Origin of the sequence: Enterobacter sp. JJBC, assembly GCF_036936505.1 — a bacterium.
Classification (GTDB): domain Bacteria; phylum Pseudomonadota; class Gammaproteobacteria; order Enterobacterales; family Enterobacteriaceae; genus Enterobacter; species Enterobacter hormaechei_C.
In genome coordinates this window covers 651,081-665,946 of the sequence record NZ_CP136935.1, presented here as the reverse complement: position 1 = coordinate 665,946, position 14,866 = coordinate 651,081, and the positions used below count along the sequence as shown (strand labels likewise).

Genomic DNA, 14,866 nt, shown 5'->3' with positions numbered 1-14,866 from the left:
CCGCCATGCTTTTTCCATAAAAAGCATGGCGACAAGAGGAAAAGAACATGGAAAAGCTAAAAATGCATTCACCCAATCTCACGCAGGAGAATATCGCCCGCATTCGCGATCTGTTTCCAGGCTGCATCACCGAAGCCAAGGGCGAGGACGGCAGCGTGAAGTTGGCAGTGGATTTCGACCAGTTGCGACAAGAGTTGGCCGAGTCAATTGTGGAAGGTCCACAGGAACGCTACCACCTGAACTGGCCGGGCAAGCGTGAAGCCTTGCTTACGGCCAACGCGCCGATTGCCAAGACCTTGCGGCCTTGCCGCGAAGAAAGCGTGGACTTCGATACGACGAAGAACCTTTTCATCGAGGGGGACAACCTTGATGCTCTGAAGCTCTTGCAGGAGACGTATCTGGGCAAGGTGAAGCTGATCTACATTGATCCGCCGTACAACACCGGGAATGACTTCATTTACGAGGATGACTTTGCCGAAGATACAGACGAATACTTGCGTCGTTCAAATCAAGTAGATGAAGACGGAAATAGGTTGGTGGCTAACACAGTATCGAATGGTCGCTTTCATTCCGATTGGCTCTCAATGATTTATTCACGGCTTCGTCTTGCCAGGGGGTTATTAAAAGAAGATGGTGCCATCTTTATCTCGATCAATGATGCTGAATTTGAGAACTTAAAAAGTATAGCCAGTGAAGTTTTCGGTGCAGAGAATTTTGTAGGTACGATGGTTTGGGCTGCTGGACGAAAGAATGACTCGCGCTTTATATCGGCGTCACATGAATACATCATTTGCTTTGCGCGTAGTATGAATGCTCTTAAAGAGCGAGGAGCCTCGTGGCAAATTCTGAAAAAGGGTCTCACCGAAATTGAGAAAACCTATTCGGAGTTGCGCCGTAAGTTTGGTGGTGACGATGCGGCTGTCGAAGTTGGCTTGCGAAAATGGTATAGCAGTCTCTCCGATAGCGATCCAAGTAAGCGGCATAAACACTATCAATACGTTGACAAGCGAGGTATCTATTTTGCAAGTGATCTTCGCAAACCACAGCCCACATCGCGCTCGCGCTATGAAATTTTGCATCCAATAACTGGGAAGCCAGTGAATATGCATCCTAATGGCTGGTCATTTGCCCCGGAGCGCATGAAGGAGTTGCTTGCAGATGAGCGTATTCGATTTGGTGCAGACGAAAAGACGCGGCCAACATTAAAGGTATATCTTCACGAGGCAAACAAAGAAGCTGCTTACAGCGTTTTCTATCAAGATGGGCGTGGTGCATCAATTCGACTTGATGCGTTGATGGAAGCACATGTTTTTGATTTTCCGAAGGATGAAACGATCATTCAGGCACTAGTGGAAATGACCACGGCAGGCGACGATATAGTGATGGATTTTTTTGCAGGATCGGCGACTACCGCACATGCAACTATTGCAGCAAATAGCGTAGATGGTTCGTCTCGAAGATTCGTCATGATTCAACTTCCAGAGGAAATTGATGATAAATCAGATGCTTACAAGGCTGGCTACACAACCATTGCAGATGTGAGTCGGGAGCGCATCCGCCGCGCGGGTCGGAAAATCGTCTCTGAATTTGCCAATGGAAATATAGACACCGGGTTCCGCGTATTGAAGATCGATACGTCCAACATGGCCGAGGTCTTCTACACGCCTGATGCTGTCACTCAAGCAAATTTGCTTGACGCCTTGGATAACATCAAGCCAGACCGGACCCCCGAGGACTTGCTGTTCCAAGTGATGCTGGACTGGGGCGTTGACCTCGCCCTGCCCATCGAGAAGAAGGTTATCCAGGGCAAAGAAGTATTCTTCGTGGACAGCAACGCCTTGGTCGCCTGCTTCGACGCCAGCGGCAGCATCGACGAAGACTTTGTGAAGGAGTTGGTCAAATATCAGTCGCTGCGCGTGGTGTTCCGCGACGCGGGATACAAGAACAGCGCGGTTAAGATCAACGTCGAGCAGCTTTTCAAGCTCGCGTCGCCCGTCACCGAAGTGAAATGTATCTAAGGGGACGTGCAATGAAGCTTAAATTCAAACATCAGCCCTATCAGGCTGCTGCCGTGCAGGCGGTCGTCGATATTTTTCAGGGGCAGCCACCGGCCTCTAATGCAGCTATGAGCTATCGCCTTGACCCTGGTAATACCAAAAACGGTATGGGCGATCTGTTTGCGGTAGATACCGGTTTTAAAAATGCTGAGCTAACCCTCAGTGAGGATACCTTGCGGGAAAACATCCAACTGGCGCAGCGCCAGCAAAACCTGCCGTTGTCGAAAGACTTGATCAAGACTAAGGTCGCAAGGCTAAATCTCGATATCGAGATGGAGACAGGCACTGGCAAGACCTACTGCTATATCAAAACGATCTTCGAGCTGAACAAGCAGTATGGCTGGAGCAAATTCGTCATAGTGGTACCGAGCATTGCCATCCGCGAGGGCGTGGCCAAGTCGTTGGAAATCACGGCCGAGCACTTTCAAGAGTCCTACCACAAGAAGGCGCGTTTCTTTATTTACAACTCTAAGCAGTTGCACCATCTGGAGAGCTTCTCCTCAGATGCCGGTATCAATGTCATGGTGATCAACGTACAAGCGTTTAACGCCACTGGCAAAGATAACCGCCGCATCTATGAAGCGCTTGATGATTTTCAGTCACGTCGCCCGATCGATGTGATCAGCGCAAACCGGCCCATCTTGATCCTCGATGAGCCGCAGCGGATGGAGGGTGGCAAGACGCTGGATTCCTTGGCTAATTTCAATCCGTTGATGGTGTTGCGCTATTCCGCTACCCACAAGACCACACACAACAAGATCCACCGCCTGGATGCGCTTGATGCTTACAACCAGAAGCTGGTGAAGAAGATTGAGGTGCGCGGGATCTCGGTGAAGGGACAGGCGGGAACCAACGCCTATCTCTATTTACAAGCCATCGAAATCTCAAACAAAAAACCGCCAGTCGCGGTTGTGGAGTTCGAACAGAAACTCAGCGGGGGAAACATCAAGCGCGTCACTCGCAAACTGGGCAAGGGTGACAATCTGTTTGTGCTATCGAACGAGCTGGATCAATACCGCGATGGGTTTGTGGTATTGGACATCAATGCCAATACGGACACCTTGAGCTTTACCAATGGTGTAGAGCTGATGGTGGGTGATGCGACTGGTGATGTTTCCGAGATAGCGCTGCGCCGCATTCAGATCCGTGAGACGATCAGGGCCCACTTTGATAAGGAGATGGAGCTCTTCGATAAAGGGGTGAAGGTTCTCTCGTTGTTCTTTATCGACGAAGTAGCCAGGTACCGGGACTACTCCGCTGCCGATGAAAAGGGCGAGTACGCGAAAATGTTTGAAGAGGAGTACACCAAGCATCTTCAAGAAGCCTTTGATAATGGGTTTATGGAAGGGGATGCGCCTTATGCTAAATATCTACGCCGCATTGCGGCCGATAAGACGCACAGCGGCTACTTTTCCATCGACAAAAAGAGCAAGCGCCTCACTGATCCCAAGGTCGCTGCGCGCGGTGAAAATGCGGGCTTGTCGGATGACGTAGATGCTTATGATCTGATCCTCAAAGACAAGGAACGGCTATTATCACTCGCTGAGCCGGTGCGTTTTATATTCTCACACTCGGCCTTGCGTGAGGGTTGGGATAACCCGAACGTGTTTGTTATCTGCACGCTCAAGCATAGTGATAACACCATTTCACGTCGCCAGGAGGTCGGGCGTGGCCTGCGTTTGTCCGTCAATCAGAATGGTGATCGCATGGATCACCCGTCCATTGTTCATGACATTAACGTACTGACAGTTGTGGCCAGCGAAAGTTACAAGGACTTCGTAACAGCCTTGCAGAAGGACATTAGCGAGTCCTTGTCAGCTCGTCCTCGTGTGGCGGACAAGGCCTACTTCACGGGCAAGATGCTGAATACGAGCGAAGGCCCGGTTACGGTCTCTGACGACCAGGCCACGGACATTGAGTTTTATTTGATCCAGAACGGCTACGTCGATAAAAAACGCAATATCACGGAGAAGTACCATCAAGACAAGAAAGACGGCACGCTTGAGGCATTGCCGGATGAACTGCAACCCTATACAGAGCAGATATTTCAGCTGATTGATAGCGTATTTAGCGAAAACCAACTCATGCAGATAGACGATGGTCGCAAGCCCAAAAGACTGCAGACCAACGCCAACTTTGAAAAGAAGGAATTCAAGGCGCTGTGGGGGCGAATCAATCGCAAGGCTACTTACAACGTGGTGTTTGATGATGTTGAGCTAGTGAAAAATGCGATCAAGGCGCTCAATGACAAGAATGCTGGGTTGCGAGTGATGCCGTTGCAATACACCATTCACCGTGGCGAGCAGGCTGATACGGCAACTTACGATGACCTCAAAAAGGGTAATGCCTTCGAGTTGAAAGTTACCGAAACAGAATCGCACAACGCCTCCATCCACTCCGCTGTGCAGTATGATCTGATTGGCAAGTTAGCAGAGGGGACTTTGCTTACAAGACGCACCGTTGCCGAAATTCTAAAAGGCCTTAATGCTGATATCTTCGCACAATTCAAGAGCAACCCGGAAAGTTTCATTGCCGAAGCCATTCGCTTGGTCAACGAACAAAAGGCCAATGTCATTATTGAACATCTGGCCTATGACACGCTAGAAGACAAGTTTGATTTGGACATCTTTACCACGGGTCAGAGCAAACAGGATCTCAGTAAGGCTGGGAATAAATTGCAAAATCACATCTATGATTACGTGCTTACCGACTCTGCGATTGAGCGCAAGTTCGTCGAAGAGTTGGATACCAGCAAGGATGTGGTGGTATATGCCAAGTTGCCACGTGGTTTTCTGATCCCAACCCCAGTCGGTGATTACAACCCCGACTGGGCCATTTCCTTCAAAGAAGGCTCAGTCAAACATGTGTATTTCGTTGCTGAGACCAAGGGCTCAATGTCGTCACTGGATTTACGGCCTGTTGAAGCCACCAAGATTAAATGTGCCCGTAAGTTCTTTGATGAGATTAATAAGAAGTTTGCTCCAGAAAATGTGAAGTATGACGTAGTGGATAGCTTCGGTAAGCTGATGGAAGTGGTGAAGTAAGATTAACCCCAGCCTACCATTGTAGAGGTCGGCTGGGGTGTATGCTGTATTTTACTTCATTGGGCTGTTGAGCTTTGCATAATCGAATGGTGAAACGGTTTTCTCCCGGTTTGCATCCAGAAAATCAGCCCACCACTGCAACATCAACTTTCGCTCATCCAGATGTTCCGCTTTATGGATATACGCCGCCCTAACCGAATTGCGTTCCATATGGCTCATCTGGCGCTCCACCGCATCCTTCGACCACAGCCCTGACTCAATCAACGAACTACAAGCCATTGTACGAAAGCCGTGGCCGCAAACCTCAATTTTAGTGTCATAGCCCATCACCCGTAGCGCACTGTTTACCGTATTCTCGCTCATGGGCTTACGCGGATTGTGATCGCCAATAAAAATAAGTTCATGTGCGCCGCAGAACTGTTTTATCTGCTTCAGGATTGCCAGAGCCTGCTTTGAAAGCGGCACCAGATGAGGTGTACGCATCTTTGATCCTCGCTGAGAATATTTCACGCCGGGAATAGGCTCTCGCTCAGGCGGGATAGTCCACATTGACGTTTCAAAATCGATCTCTGACCAGCGAGCAAAACGCAGCTCACTGGATCGAATAAAGATAAGCAAAGTGAGTTCCGTTGCCCAACGGGTTAGCGGCCTGCCGGTATAGCCGTCTATTTTCTCGAGTAACTCAGGGATGCGCTTTAATTCCAGCGCCGGGCGATGTTGCCGATTGCCAGATGCGACGGCCCCAGCCATCTCCTGCGCCGGGTTGTAATCAATCAATCCGCTTTGCACCGCATAACGCATGATGGCCGTGGTGCGCTGTTGAAGACGGGAGGCTACTTCAAGACGGCCAGATATCTCGACGGCTTTAATGGGAATTAACAGATCGCGGGTACTCAGTTCAGCAATATTGCGAGTACCAATTGCCGGGAAGATATTGTCCTCTAAACTCTTTTTTACGCGATTAGCATGATCTTCCGACCATTTTTGGTTGGTCACGAGCCACTCTCTGGCAACCTTCTCGAAAGTAATAATTTCTTTCGCCTGCTCTTCTTTCACAGCACGTTTATGCTCACGAGGATCGATACCAGCAGCTACCAACCTTCTGGCCTCTTCCCTTTTCTTCCTGGCATCCGCCAGTGAAATTTCAGGATAGACACCGAACGCCATCAAATGCTGTTTACCGCCAAAACGGAAACGAAATCGCCAATACTTGGAACCGTTAGGTTTTACAAGTAAGAACATGCCGTCACCGTCAACAAGTGAATACTCTTTCTCCTCAGGTTTTGCAGAACGAACTTTAGTATCCGTTAGGGCCATAATGGTCCTCCTTCCATTGGTATTTCGTGAGTATACAAGCAATATCGAATCGGCAAATATACTCATTAGTATACTCACAAGCTTGTTGATGTGGGTTGAGTTAGGTTGACTTCAGTTGAGGAGAAAATCGTGGAAAGCCTTGTATGGCCCGGATTTCAGACATAAAAAAAGACCTCAGTTGAGGTCCACTTACATACTTTTGGTGCCGAAGGCCGGACTCGAACCGGCACGTATTTCTACGGTTGATTTTGAATCAACTGCGTCTACCGATTTCGCCACTTCGGCACTGAAGGGGATGCGGAAACGTTGTGGATTATACCTGTCGCGCGCCGCCATGCAAGCGACGACGCGCGAAACCCGCGCTAAGTGCCCAAAAAACCAGCGTCCTTCGTCAGTCCAACTCAGACACCGCCAGCCGAATCACCCCCGCCGCCTTCTGCTCTGGCATCGCCAGCACCTTCGCCCACATCTCCTGCACCATATCGCAGGAGAGCTTCTCTTTGCCCACCGCCTTCTCCGGCATCTGCAGCAGCTGGATGTCCTCGCCGTACTTATCGGCAAGTGCCTTCATAATCGGTCGCACATCCTCGACAGCCGCCTCGCGCTCGGCCGGGGTCACGGTGTGGCGGTTTTTGCCGTAGGCCGCGCGCATCATGTCGGCGTCGGCCTGCATGCGCCGCGTCATCAGGTCTTTATCCAGCATACGCATCGGGTTGATGCCGCCCTTCACCATCGGGTAGAGGAAGCGGAAGCAGGCGTCGTCGCTCACCTTCTGGATGGCGGCGGTCTGCTCCATGTTGATGGTCATGTAGTTCACCACGTTGGCGTCCGGGGCGTTCTGCAGGCGCGACATCTGCAGATGCAGGATCTGCGGCTGGATGGTGTCGATAATCTGCTGCTCCGGCTCGCCCGCTTTTTGCAGGGCGGCCATCTGGTCGAGGATGCGCTGATGCAGCGCGGGCTCCTGCTCCTTAATCACCTGCCAGGCGGGCATCGCGTTAAGGGCGTTATCCATCTGCCGTTCCGGGGCGCGCTGCCTGTCGAAAAACACCCAGAACGCCACGGCGGCAGCCGCAATGACGACAATCACAATACGGGTCCACGTTTTATTCATCTCGCATCCTTATCCTTGAGTTATGCCGGTTTACACCGGCACGCCGCTGTGGAAGCGAAACTCGTTGTCCGGTGTCGAGATAAGTGTGGCTTCAATTTCGCCAAAAAGCTTTATGCGCGGTGAGATATCGTCGTCGCTCACCTGCTGGGCCAGCGTCAGGTAGTCCTGATAATGGCGCGCTTCCGAGCGCAGCAGCGAGAGATAGAACTTCTGTAAGTCATCGTCGAGGAACGGGGCCAGCGCGGCGAAGCGTTCGCAGGAGCGGGCTTCGATGTAGGCGCCGCAGATGAGCTTGTCGATTAGCGTCAGCGGTTCGTGGGTGCGCACTTCCTTCAGCATCCCTTTGGCGTAGCGGCTGGCGGTGATTTTGACGTACGGAATGTCGCGGGCCAGCATCGCCTCTCGCACCTGCCAGAAGTGGTGCAGCTCCTCTTTAATCAGCAGCACCATGCTGTCGATGAGCGCCTGGCCCCACGGGTCGTCGGTTTTGGGCATCACGCTTTTGCCAATCTGCCTGTGCAGGGCGATGAAGTCCGGCTCCGGACCGTCGCGGAAGGTGAACTGTTCGTAGGGTTTGAGCCAGTCGAGCAGCGCGTCGGCACCGCTTTCGTCGGCGACGTATTTACGTACCAGCAGCAGCGCGGTCTGGGCGGCCTTGAGCTCGCACACCATGTGGTCGGTGAGCAGCAGCGGCAGGTTCGCCGGGTCGCGGGCTTTATCAATCCATGCTTGCGGGGTCGGGCACTGGAGGAAGTTGAGTACGGGGGCGAGTATCTGCGGGTAATCCATGGTTCTGCCTTGAAAAAGCGGTGGCGCGCGCCACCGCCTGAAACGCTTAGTGACGCACGCCGTCGTCGTCTTCGTCGACGTAATCTTCGTCGTCGCCTTCTTCGCCGTCTTCACCGTTCGGATCTTCGAAGTAGGTTCCCCAGCCGTCGTATTCCACGTCAAACTTCTCGGCCAGGTTCATCAGCTGTTCTACCTGCGCGTCGATCAGCTCCGCCTTCAGCGCGCCTTCGCTCAGGATGTCGCAGCAGATGACGGTGTCGCCCTCTTCCACTTCCAGCTCTTCCGGCTCGGTCACTTCGTAACCCAGCTTGAAGGCTTCTACCGCCAGTTTTTCCAGCGCGTCGAAATCATCCGCAGAGAAATGGTGCTCGATGGTGTACAGCGCGTCCGGATCGCTACCGTCTTCCAGCAGTTCTTCAATAATCAGACGCGTCTCTTCGCGTTGCTCTTCCAGGTGTTCCGGGTTTGCCATGGCTCAATCCTCTTTAAAGTGCGGCAGATACTTCTATTTTCACACACGGACGGGTTTGCCTCCACCTTTGTTGGAAAGATTTGTGAAACGGGGTTGCAAATGAATAATTACACATATAAAGTGAATTTTAATTCAATAGGTGACGTTCGCCATGTGAGGATAAAATGTCTGATCTGTACAAGAAACACTTTCTGAAATTGCTCGACTTTACCCCTGCACAGTTCACTTCTCTGCTGACTCTTGCCGCACAGCTCAAAGCCGATAAAAAAAATGGTAAGGAAGTACAAAAGCTTACTGGCAAAAACATCGCGCTCATCTTCGAAAAAGACTCAACCCGTACACGATGCTCTTTCGAAGTTGCCGCATTTGACCAGGGCGCGCGCGTTACCTATTTAGGGCCGAGCGGCAGCCAGATTGGGCATAAAGAGTCAATTAAGGACACCGCGCGCGTGCTCGGGCGGATGTACGACGGCATTCAGTATCGCGGCCACGGCCAGGAAGTGGTCGAAACGCTGGCGCAGTACGCGGGCGTGCCGGTGTGGAACGGGCTGACCAACGAGTTCCATCCGACGCAGCTGCTGGCGGATCTGCTGACCATGCAGGAGCACCTGCCGGGCAAGGCGTTTAACGAGATGACGCTGGTCTACGCGGGCGATGCGCGCAACAACATGGGCAACTCGATGCTGGAAGCGGCAGCGCTGACCGGGCTGGATCTGCGCCTGGTGGCCCCGAAGGCCTGCTGGCCGGAAGAGAGCCTGGTGGCGGAGTGCAGCGCGCTGGCAGAGAAGCACGGCGGGAAAATTACCCTGACGGAAGACGTGGCGGCGGGCGTGAAGGGCGCGGACTTTATCTATACCGACGTGTGGGTGTCGATGGGCGAAGCCAAAGAGAAGTGGGCGGAGCGGATTGCGCTGCTGCGCGGGTATCAGGTGAACGCGCAGATGATGGCGCTCACCGGCAACCCGGACGTGAAGTTCCTGCACTGTCTGCCGGCGTTCCATGACGACCAGACCACGCTCGGCAAGCAGATGGCGAAAGAGTTCGACCTGCACGGCGGGATGGAAGTGACGGACGAGGTGTTTGAGTCGGCGGCGAGCATCGTGTTCAACCAGGCGGAAAACCGGATGCATACGATTAAGGCGGTGATGGTGGCGACGCTTGGGGAGTGATTGGGTCCTCTGCGCGCTGGTGCCCTCACCCCGGCCCTCTCCCACAGGGAGAGGGAGAAAACCCTAAAAACGACAACAGCGTTATCGTCAGGCAGAAAAATTCATTTTAGTGATGCTTTCTCAGATACGCATTAACCATAATAGATATTTATATTTTTATTAACCATTATTTACTGAGTAGATAATGGTTAATATCAGGTCATTATCAATTACAAAACACCGTATATTATCGGCGTAATATTTCCTTATTGCTGCATTTCGTTAATAAGGATTATTTATGTCATGGAATAAGCGTGAAGCTGTGTCATACGCCCGTAGCCACGCACTAACCCATACTGGACACTATTGCGCTTGAGCAATCGCCGCCGCCATTCGTGCCGGAGGCCTTGAAATCGAAGGGGCCAACCTATCGCCAACTCCAGCCAGCCGTCACCTTATACAGGCATTATTAATATGAATAAGCTCATCTTAATTGTGTTATTCAGCACAGCCGCATTGGGGGCCGAAGATTTTCAGATACCGATGCAGCGCGCTCTTGAATTCAATCGCTGGTACATTAAACAAGTGAACAATGATCGTTATCCCATCCAACAGGGAAATGAAATCGATGAGTTCGTTACGGCCAGCACCATGAAAAAATTACGTCATGCAGCCGATCCCCGTTATGCCGACGCTGAATTTTACGAGGCTGATTTTTTTATGAAATCGCAATATATCGGCGAGGACTGGGCTGAGAATGTGGCTATTGATTCGTATGATTCAGACCCGGTCTGTGTAAACGTGAATATCACGTTTGGCAAAAAGACCCAGCACACAGTCATTGATCGCATGGTTAAAGAAGATGGGGTCTGGAAAATCCAGTCTGTCACCGCTCGGGATAATAATTGATGTCCCCCGCTAACAATAATGTAGCCGCCTTTGTTGCCGGATGGCGCTGCGGCCTGATGCCCTCACCCCGGCCCTCTCCCACGGGGAGAGGGAGAACACCGGCTCCACTTCATTGATTTTTCACCCCGAAAAAGGTACGTTTTCGCCTTAATTCCAGCGTGGACATGCCAGCATTATGCCGATTATTCAGTCTGTTGAACGTGCGTTGCAGATCCTCGACCTGTTCAACGAGCAGGCCACCGAGCTTAAGATCACCGACATCAGCAAACTGATGGGGCTGAGCAAGAGTACCCTCCACTCGCTGCTGAAAACCCTCCAGCTTCACGGCTATATCGATCAGAACCCGGAGAACGGTAAGTATCGCCTCGGCATGAAGCTGGTCGAGCGCGGCCATTTTGTCGTGGGCTCCATCGATATTCGTCAGAAGGCGAAAGGCTGGCTGACGGAGCTGTCCCGGCGAACCGGGCAGACTACCCATCTGGGGATCCTGGACGGGCGTGAAGGGGTCTATATCGAGAAGATTGAAGGCAAGCTGGCCGCCATCGCCTATTCGCGCATTGGCCGCCGCCTGCCGGTTCACGCCACCGCCATCGGTAAGGTGTTGATTGCCTGGCTGGGCGAGGCCGAGCTGAACACCCTGCTTGAGGGCTATCAGTACACCACCTTTACGCCCGCTACTCTCTCCTCTCGCGAAGCCTTAATGAGCGCCCTGGCGCAGACCCGCGAGCAGGGCTATGCCCTGGATAGCGAAGAGAACGAGCAGGGCGTGCGCTGCGTGGCGGTGCCGGTGTGGAACCATGAATCCCGCGTGATTGCCGCCCTGAGCCTGTCGACGCTGACCTCGCGCGTGGACGACGCCGAGCTGGCTAATTTCCGCGAGGAGCTTCGGCAGGCCGGGCTCCAGCTTTCACGCGCGCTGGGCTACCCGGCCTGAGCCGTCAGGCCGGCTCGTAGGTGAAGTAGTCGAAGTCCGCGTGACAGCCGTCGCCGCTGATGTCCTCGCAGTGCAGCCCCACAAACGCGCCGGTGAAGAAGCCCCGCCCGCCGATGTAGTCGTCCGATAGCTTCCACGCCTCATAGGTTACCGGCACGGCGTGCCACGTCTCGCCGTCGAAAGAGTAGCTGTAGCGGTAGACCAGCCTATCCACGTCCACCCGCAGCCAGACGCTCTCCGCCTGTTCCGGCACCGGAATGGGCTGCTCGTGCAGCGGCCACGACGGTACGTTGTGGTCGAGCTGAATAACCTTGATGGTTCTCCCCTGCCCCTCCTCGTAGTCCACAAAGCAGTAGCTCCAGTTTTTGCTGTTGTAGTAGCAGGTCAGCCCCGCGCTCTGCTGGAAGTGAACCGGCGAGAACTGCATCCGCGTCTCCGCCCGGAAGGTGAAGTGCTGCCAGCGGCGCGCCACGGTCGACTGTGTAAAGGTCGAATTGAGCGAGTCGTTGCCGTAGAGCCGTAAGTAGCCCGGGCGGGCGGTGAGCGAGCCGAGGGTGTCGTCGAACGGAATGCGCAGAGTCTGCAATTCAGGGTCAAGCGTGCTGCCGTCAAAGTCCTCCCGCCAGTTGCCTTGAATGGATGCAGGCTGTTCCGCCATCTGCGGGCCTTTCACGGTCAGCTGCGCGTGCTTGCCGCCTTCCACGTATGGCCAGCCGTCGCGCCATTCAATGCGGGCGATGCCGGTCTCGCGCCCCAGCGGGCAGTAGCCGCGCCCGCCGGAGGCCAGCAGCGGCACGCCGGGCAGGCGCAGCGGGCGGCTGGTGAGGTAGGCCATGTACCATTCCCCGGTGTGGGTCTGCAGCAGCGAGCCGTGGCCGCTCTTCTGCAGCGGGTTCTCCGGCAGGTGCCAGCTGGTCATCATCGTCACGTCCGGGTGCAGCTCGTACGGTCCGTCGATGTTTTTGGAACGCAGTACCACGACCGCGTGCTCGTAGCTGGTGCCGCCCTCGGCAACCATCAGGTAGTACCAGCCCGCGTGGCGATACAGGTGCGCCCCCTCGGTGTAGCAGAGCGGCGTGCCGGTAAACAGGGTTTTGCGCTCGGGCGAGAGGGTGCCGGTCTGCGGGTCAAACGCCTGCAACACGATGGTGTTGTGCGGGTTGCTGTGGTGGCGCGGCCCCCACGGGCGGTAAATATAGTATTTGCGGCCATCGTCGTCGTGGAACAGGGACGGGTCAAACCCGCCGTTGCCCATCGGGATCGGCTCGCTCCACGGTCCCTCGATGGACGGCGCGGTGACGAGGAAGTTGCGGCCGTTTTTCCACGGCGAGTCGACAATCTTCACGTCGGTGTAGAGCAGCCAGAATTTGCCGTCGGCGTAGCTCAGGCACGGCGCCCAGATGCCGCCGGAGTCCGGGTTGCCCTTCATGTCCAGCATCGACACGCGGTCCAGCGGGGTGCTGACCAGCGACCAGTTTTTCAGGTCGCGGGAGTGGTAGATGCGCACGCCCGGGAACCACTCGAAGGTCGAGGTGGCGATGTAGTAGTCCTCGCCCTGACGGCACAGGGACGGGTCCGGGTTGAAGCCGGTCAGAATAGGGTTAGTGATTTCCATATTGCCTCCGGTTAATGGGATGCGGCTGTCGCGGCGTCGGGAACGGCCTCGCCCTGCGCCGCGCGGTGCTTGATCAGCTGCTGGCTGATGGCCTCCACGCGGGCGTCGGTGAGCTTGTAGAACGACAGCATGATGAACATGCCCGCGTAGAGCACCACCGGCACCACGCAGAACAGAATTTTGATGGTGGTCAGCACCTCTACCGGCTGCACGCTGCTGCTGGCGGAGTAGTTCACCCAGGCCAGGATCCAGCCCACCACCGCCCCGCCAATCGCCAGGCCAATCTTCAGGCTGAACAGGTAGGTGGAGAACACCAGCCCGTCGAGGCGGCGTCCGCTGCGGCTCTCCTCGTAATCCACCACGTCAGAGGCCATCAGCCACTGTAGCGGCGTGGTGGTGTTAAAGACGAACAGGAACAGGATGTTGAGGGCGAAAATCAGGGCAATATGCTCCGCCGGCGTGAAGAAGATCAGCAGGCTAATCAGAGAGTAAGCGACGATGATCCACTTAAAGGCGGTGACGCGGTCGAAGCGGCCCAGCAGACGAGACGAGCAGAGCGAGCCGAACATGGTGGCGAGGCTGCCGTAGAGTAAAAACTGCGTCGCCATCTCCGGGTGATCCATCACGTATTTCACGAAGTAGAGCGTCGCCCCGCCGCGCACCACGTTGGAGCAGGTCGCCATCATCTTGAACGCGCACATGATGCGCCACTGGCCGTTGCCCAGCAGCAGCTTAAGGTCTTTCGCCACTGACGAGCCCGGCTGAACCTCAAAGGTGTAACGCTCTTTGGTGGTAAAGAAGCAGACGTAGAGCAGCACCACGCCGGTCAGTCCCAGCACGCACATGGCGCCGAAATAGCCCACCTGCTCATTCCCCTTGCCGATGATGCTCACCAGCGGCAGGGCAATGCCGCTGATGGCGAGCGAGCCCGCCGCCGCCAGGAAGAAGCGCCAGGACTGCAGGGCGTGACGCTCTTTCGGGTCGGCGGTGATCACCCCCGGCATGGCGCAGTACGGGACGTTAACGAAGGTGTAAACCAGGGTCAGGAGAATGTAGGTCGCGCAGGCGTAGATGATTTTGCCCTGCGCGGAGAAGTCCGGCGTGTAGAATGTCAGCATGCATACGATGCCAAACGGGATGGCGCCCCACAGCAGGAACGGGCGGAACTGGCCGTGCCGCGTGCGGGTGCGGTCGACCAGCAGCCCCATCAGCGGGTCGGTCACGGCGTCGAGCACGCGGGAGACCAAAAACAGCGTACCCATAATGCCCGCCGACAGGCCGAAGACGTCGGTGTAGAAATAGGCCAGCAGGAACATCGTGGCCTGCCAGACGAAGCCGCAGGCGGTGTCACCCAGCCCGTAGCCAATTTTGTCTTTCATGGTTAATTGCGTCATCAGAATTACACCCTTATGTAGTGTGCTGAATTACAACATCGTGTTAATGGAGTGTAATGAGCTGTTCAATTAA

At 54.5% G+C, this 14,866-nt stretch carries 12 protein-coding genes and 1 tRNA gene; 6 read left to right on the top strand and 7 right to left on the bottom strand.

The genetic code is table 11. The features are described 5' to 3' along the window. The first annotated feature begins 47 nt into the window (after window positions 1-47). Complete coding sequence (locus RY075_RS03220; protein ID WP_338628148.1) at window positions 48-2,018, top strand: site-specific DNA-methyltransferase; 1,971 nt, start codon at window positions 48-50, stop codon at window positions 2,016-2,018. 11 nt (window positions 2,019-2,029) lie between these two features. Then, complete coding sequence (locus RY075_RS03215; RefSeq protein WP_210870617.1) at window positions 2,030-5,101, top strand: DEAD/DEAH box helicase family protein; 3,072 nt, start codon at window positions 2,030-2,032, stop codon at window positions 5,099-5,101. 51 nt (window positions 5,102-5,152) lie between these two features. Here the strand turns inward: RY075_RS03215 and RY075_RS03210 are convergent, their stop codons facing one another. The 5 genes from RY075_RS03210 to rraB form a co-directional block, all read right to left on the bottom strand. Next, window positions 5,153-6,418, bottom strand: coding sequence for an integrase arm-type DNA-binding domain-containing protein (locus RY075_RS03210; protein ID WP_338628145.1), 1,266 nt, complete (start codon window positions 6,416-6,418; stop codon window positions 5,153-5,155). A 200-nt stretch (window positions 6,419-6,618) separates the two neighbouring features. Next, window positions 6,619-6,703 (bottom strand) — tRNA-Leu (locus RY075_RS03205). 106 nt (window positions 6,704-6,809) lie between these two features. Then, complete coding sequence (locus RY075_RS03200) at window positions 6,810-7,532, bottom strand: topoisomerase II (RefSeq protein ID WP_109948618.1); 723 nt, start codon at window positions 7,530-7,532, stop codon at window positions 6,810-6,812. A gap of 30 nt (window positions 7,533-7,562) precedes the next feature. Next, window positions 7,563-8,321: a tRNA isopentenyl-2-thiomethyl-A-37 hydroxylase MiaE gene (gene miaE, locus RY075_RS03195; protein ID WP_003862942.1), complete on the bottom strand. Its 759-nt coding sequence runs from the start codon at window positions 8,319-8,321 to the stop codon at window positions 7,563-7,565. 46 nt (window positions 8,322-8,367) lie between these two features. Continuing rightward, complete coding sequence (rraB, locus tag RY075_RS03190) at window positions 8,368-8,793, bottom strand: ribonuclease E inhibitor RraB (protein WP_023334329.1); 426 nt, start codon at window positions 8,791-8,793, stop codon at window positions 8,368-8,370. A 99-nt stretch (window positions 8,794-8,892) separates the two neighbouring features. On the opposite strand from rraB, the gene RY075_RS03185 reads away from it, so the two are divergent. The 4 genes from RY075_RS03185 (at window position 8,893) to xynR (ending at window position 11,784) form a co-directional block, all read left to right on the top strand. Beyond that, window positions 8,893-8,988, top strand: a complete 96-nt coding sequence (locus tag RY075_RS03185; RefSeq protein ID WP_218969434.1) for a hypothetical protein — start codon at window positions 8,893-8,895, stop codon at window positions 8,986-8,988. Further along, window positions 8,958-9,962 carry an ornithine carbamoyltransferase gene (gene argF, locus RY075_RS03180; RefSeq protein ID WP_063855365.1) on the top strand — a complete coding sequence of 335 codons (1,005 nt, stop codon included), beginning with the start codon at window positions 8,958-8,960 and terminating at the stop codon, window positions 9,960-9,962. The genes RY075_RS03185 and argF overlap by 31 nt, the downstream gene beginning before the upstream one ends. Window positions 9,963-10,415: 453 nt before the next feature. Beyond that, the gene (locus tag RY075_RS03175) at window positions 10,416-10,850 is read left to right on the top strand and encodes a DUF3828 domain-containing protein (RefSeq protein ID WP_232967444.1); all 435 of its coding nucleotides are present in this window, start codon (window positions 10,416-10,418) and stop codon (window positions 10,848-10,850) included. Between the two features lie 175 nt (window positions 10,851-11,025). Further along, window positions 11,026-11,784 (top strand): DNA-binding transcriptional repressor XynR, encoded by a 759-nt coding sequence (gene xynR, locus RY075_RS03170; protein WP_045336813.1) that lies wholly within the window; start codon window positions 11,026-11,028, stop codon window positions 11,782-11,784. A gap of 4 nt (window positions 11,785-11,788) precedes the next feature. On the opposite strand, the gene RY075_RS03165 is transcribed toward xynR, so the two are convergent. Both RY075_RS03165 and RY075_RS03160 read right to left on the bottom strand, forming a co-directional pair. Beyond that, entirely contained in the window at window positions 11,789-13,399 is a 1,611-nt protein-coding gene (locus RY075_RS03165; RefSeq protein ID WP_045336803.1) for a glycoside hydrolase family 43 protein, read from the bottom strand. Window positions 13,400-13,410: 11 nt separating this feature from the next. Continuing rightward, the gene (locus RY075_RS03160; protein ID WP_048241475.1) at window positions 13,411-14,793 is read right to left on the bottom strand and encodes an MFS transporter; all 1,383 of its coding nucleotides are present in this window, start codon (window positions 14,791-14,793) and stop codon (window positions 13,411-13,413) included. Window positions 14,794-14,866: the final 73 nt, after the last annotated feature.

Bases quoted from the DNA above. Each gene is read 5' to 3' on its own strand.
- RY075_RS03220 (WP_338628148.1), top strand. From the start codon at position 48: ATGGAAAAGCTAAAAATGCATTCACCCAATCTCACGCAGGAGAATATC.
- RY075_RS03215 (WP_210870617.1), top strand. From the start codon at position 2,030: ATGAAGCTTAAATTCAAACATCAGCCCTATCAGGCTGCTGCCGTGCAG.
- RY075_RS03210 (WP_338628145.1), bottom strand. From the start codon at position 6,418: ATGGCCCTAACGGATACTAAAGTTCGTTCTGCAAAACCTGAGGAGAAA.
- RY075_RS03200 (WP_109948618.1), bottom strand. From the start codon at position 7,532: ATGAATAAAACGTGGACCCGTATTGTGATTGTCGTCATTGCGGCTGCC.
- miaE (WP_003862942.1), bottom strand. From the start codon at position 8,321: ATGGATTACCCGCAGATACTCGCCCCCGTACTCAACTTCCTCCAGTGC.
- rraB (WP_023334329.1), bottom strand. From the start codon at position 8,793: ATGGCAAACCCGGAACACCTGGAAGAGCAACGCGAAGAGACGCGTCTG.
- RY075_RS03185 (WP_218969434.1), top strand. From the start codon at position 8,893: ATGAATAATTACACATATAAAGTGAATTTTAATTCAATAGGTGACGTT.
- argF (WP_063855365.1), top strand. From the start codon at position 8,958: ATGTCTGATCTGTACAAGAAACACTTTCTGAAATTGCTCGACTTTACC.
- RY075_RS03175 (WP_232967444.1), top strand. From the start codon at position 10,416: ATGAATAAGCTCATCTTAATTGTGTTATTCAGCACAGCCGCATTGGGG.
- xynR (WP_045336813.1), top strand. From the start codon at position 11,026: ATGCCGATTATTCAGTCTGTTGAACGTGCGTTGCAGATCCTCGACCTG.
- RY075_RS03165 (WP_045336803.1), bottom strand. From the start codon at position 13,399: ATGGAAATCACTAACCCTATTCTGACCGGCTTCAACCCGGACCCGTCC.
- RY075_RS03160 (WP_048241475.1), bottom strand. From the start codon at position 14,793: ATGACGCAATTAACCATGAAAGACAAAATTGGCTACGGGCTGGGTGAC.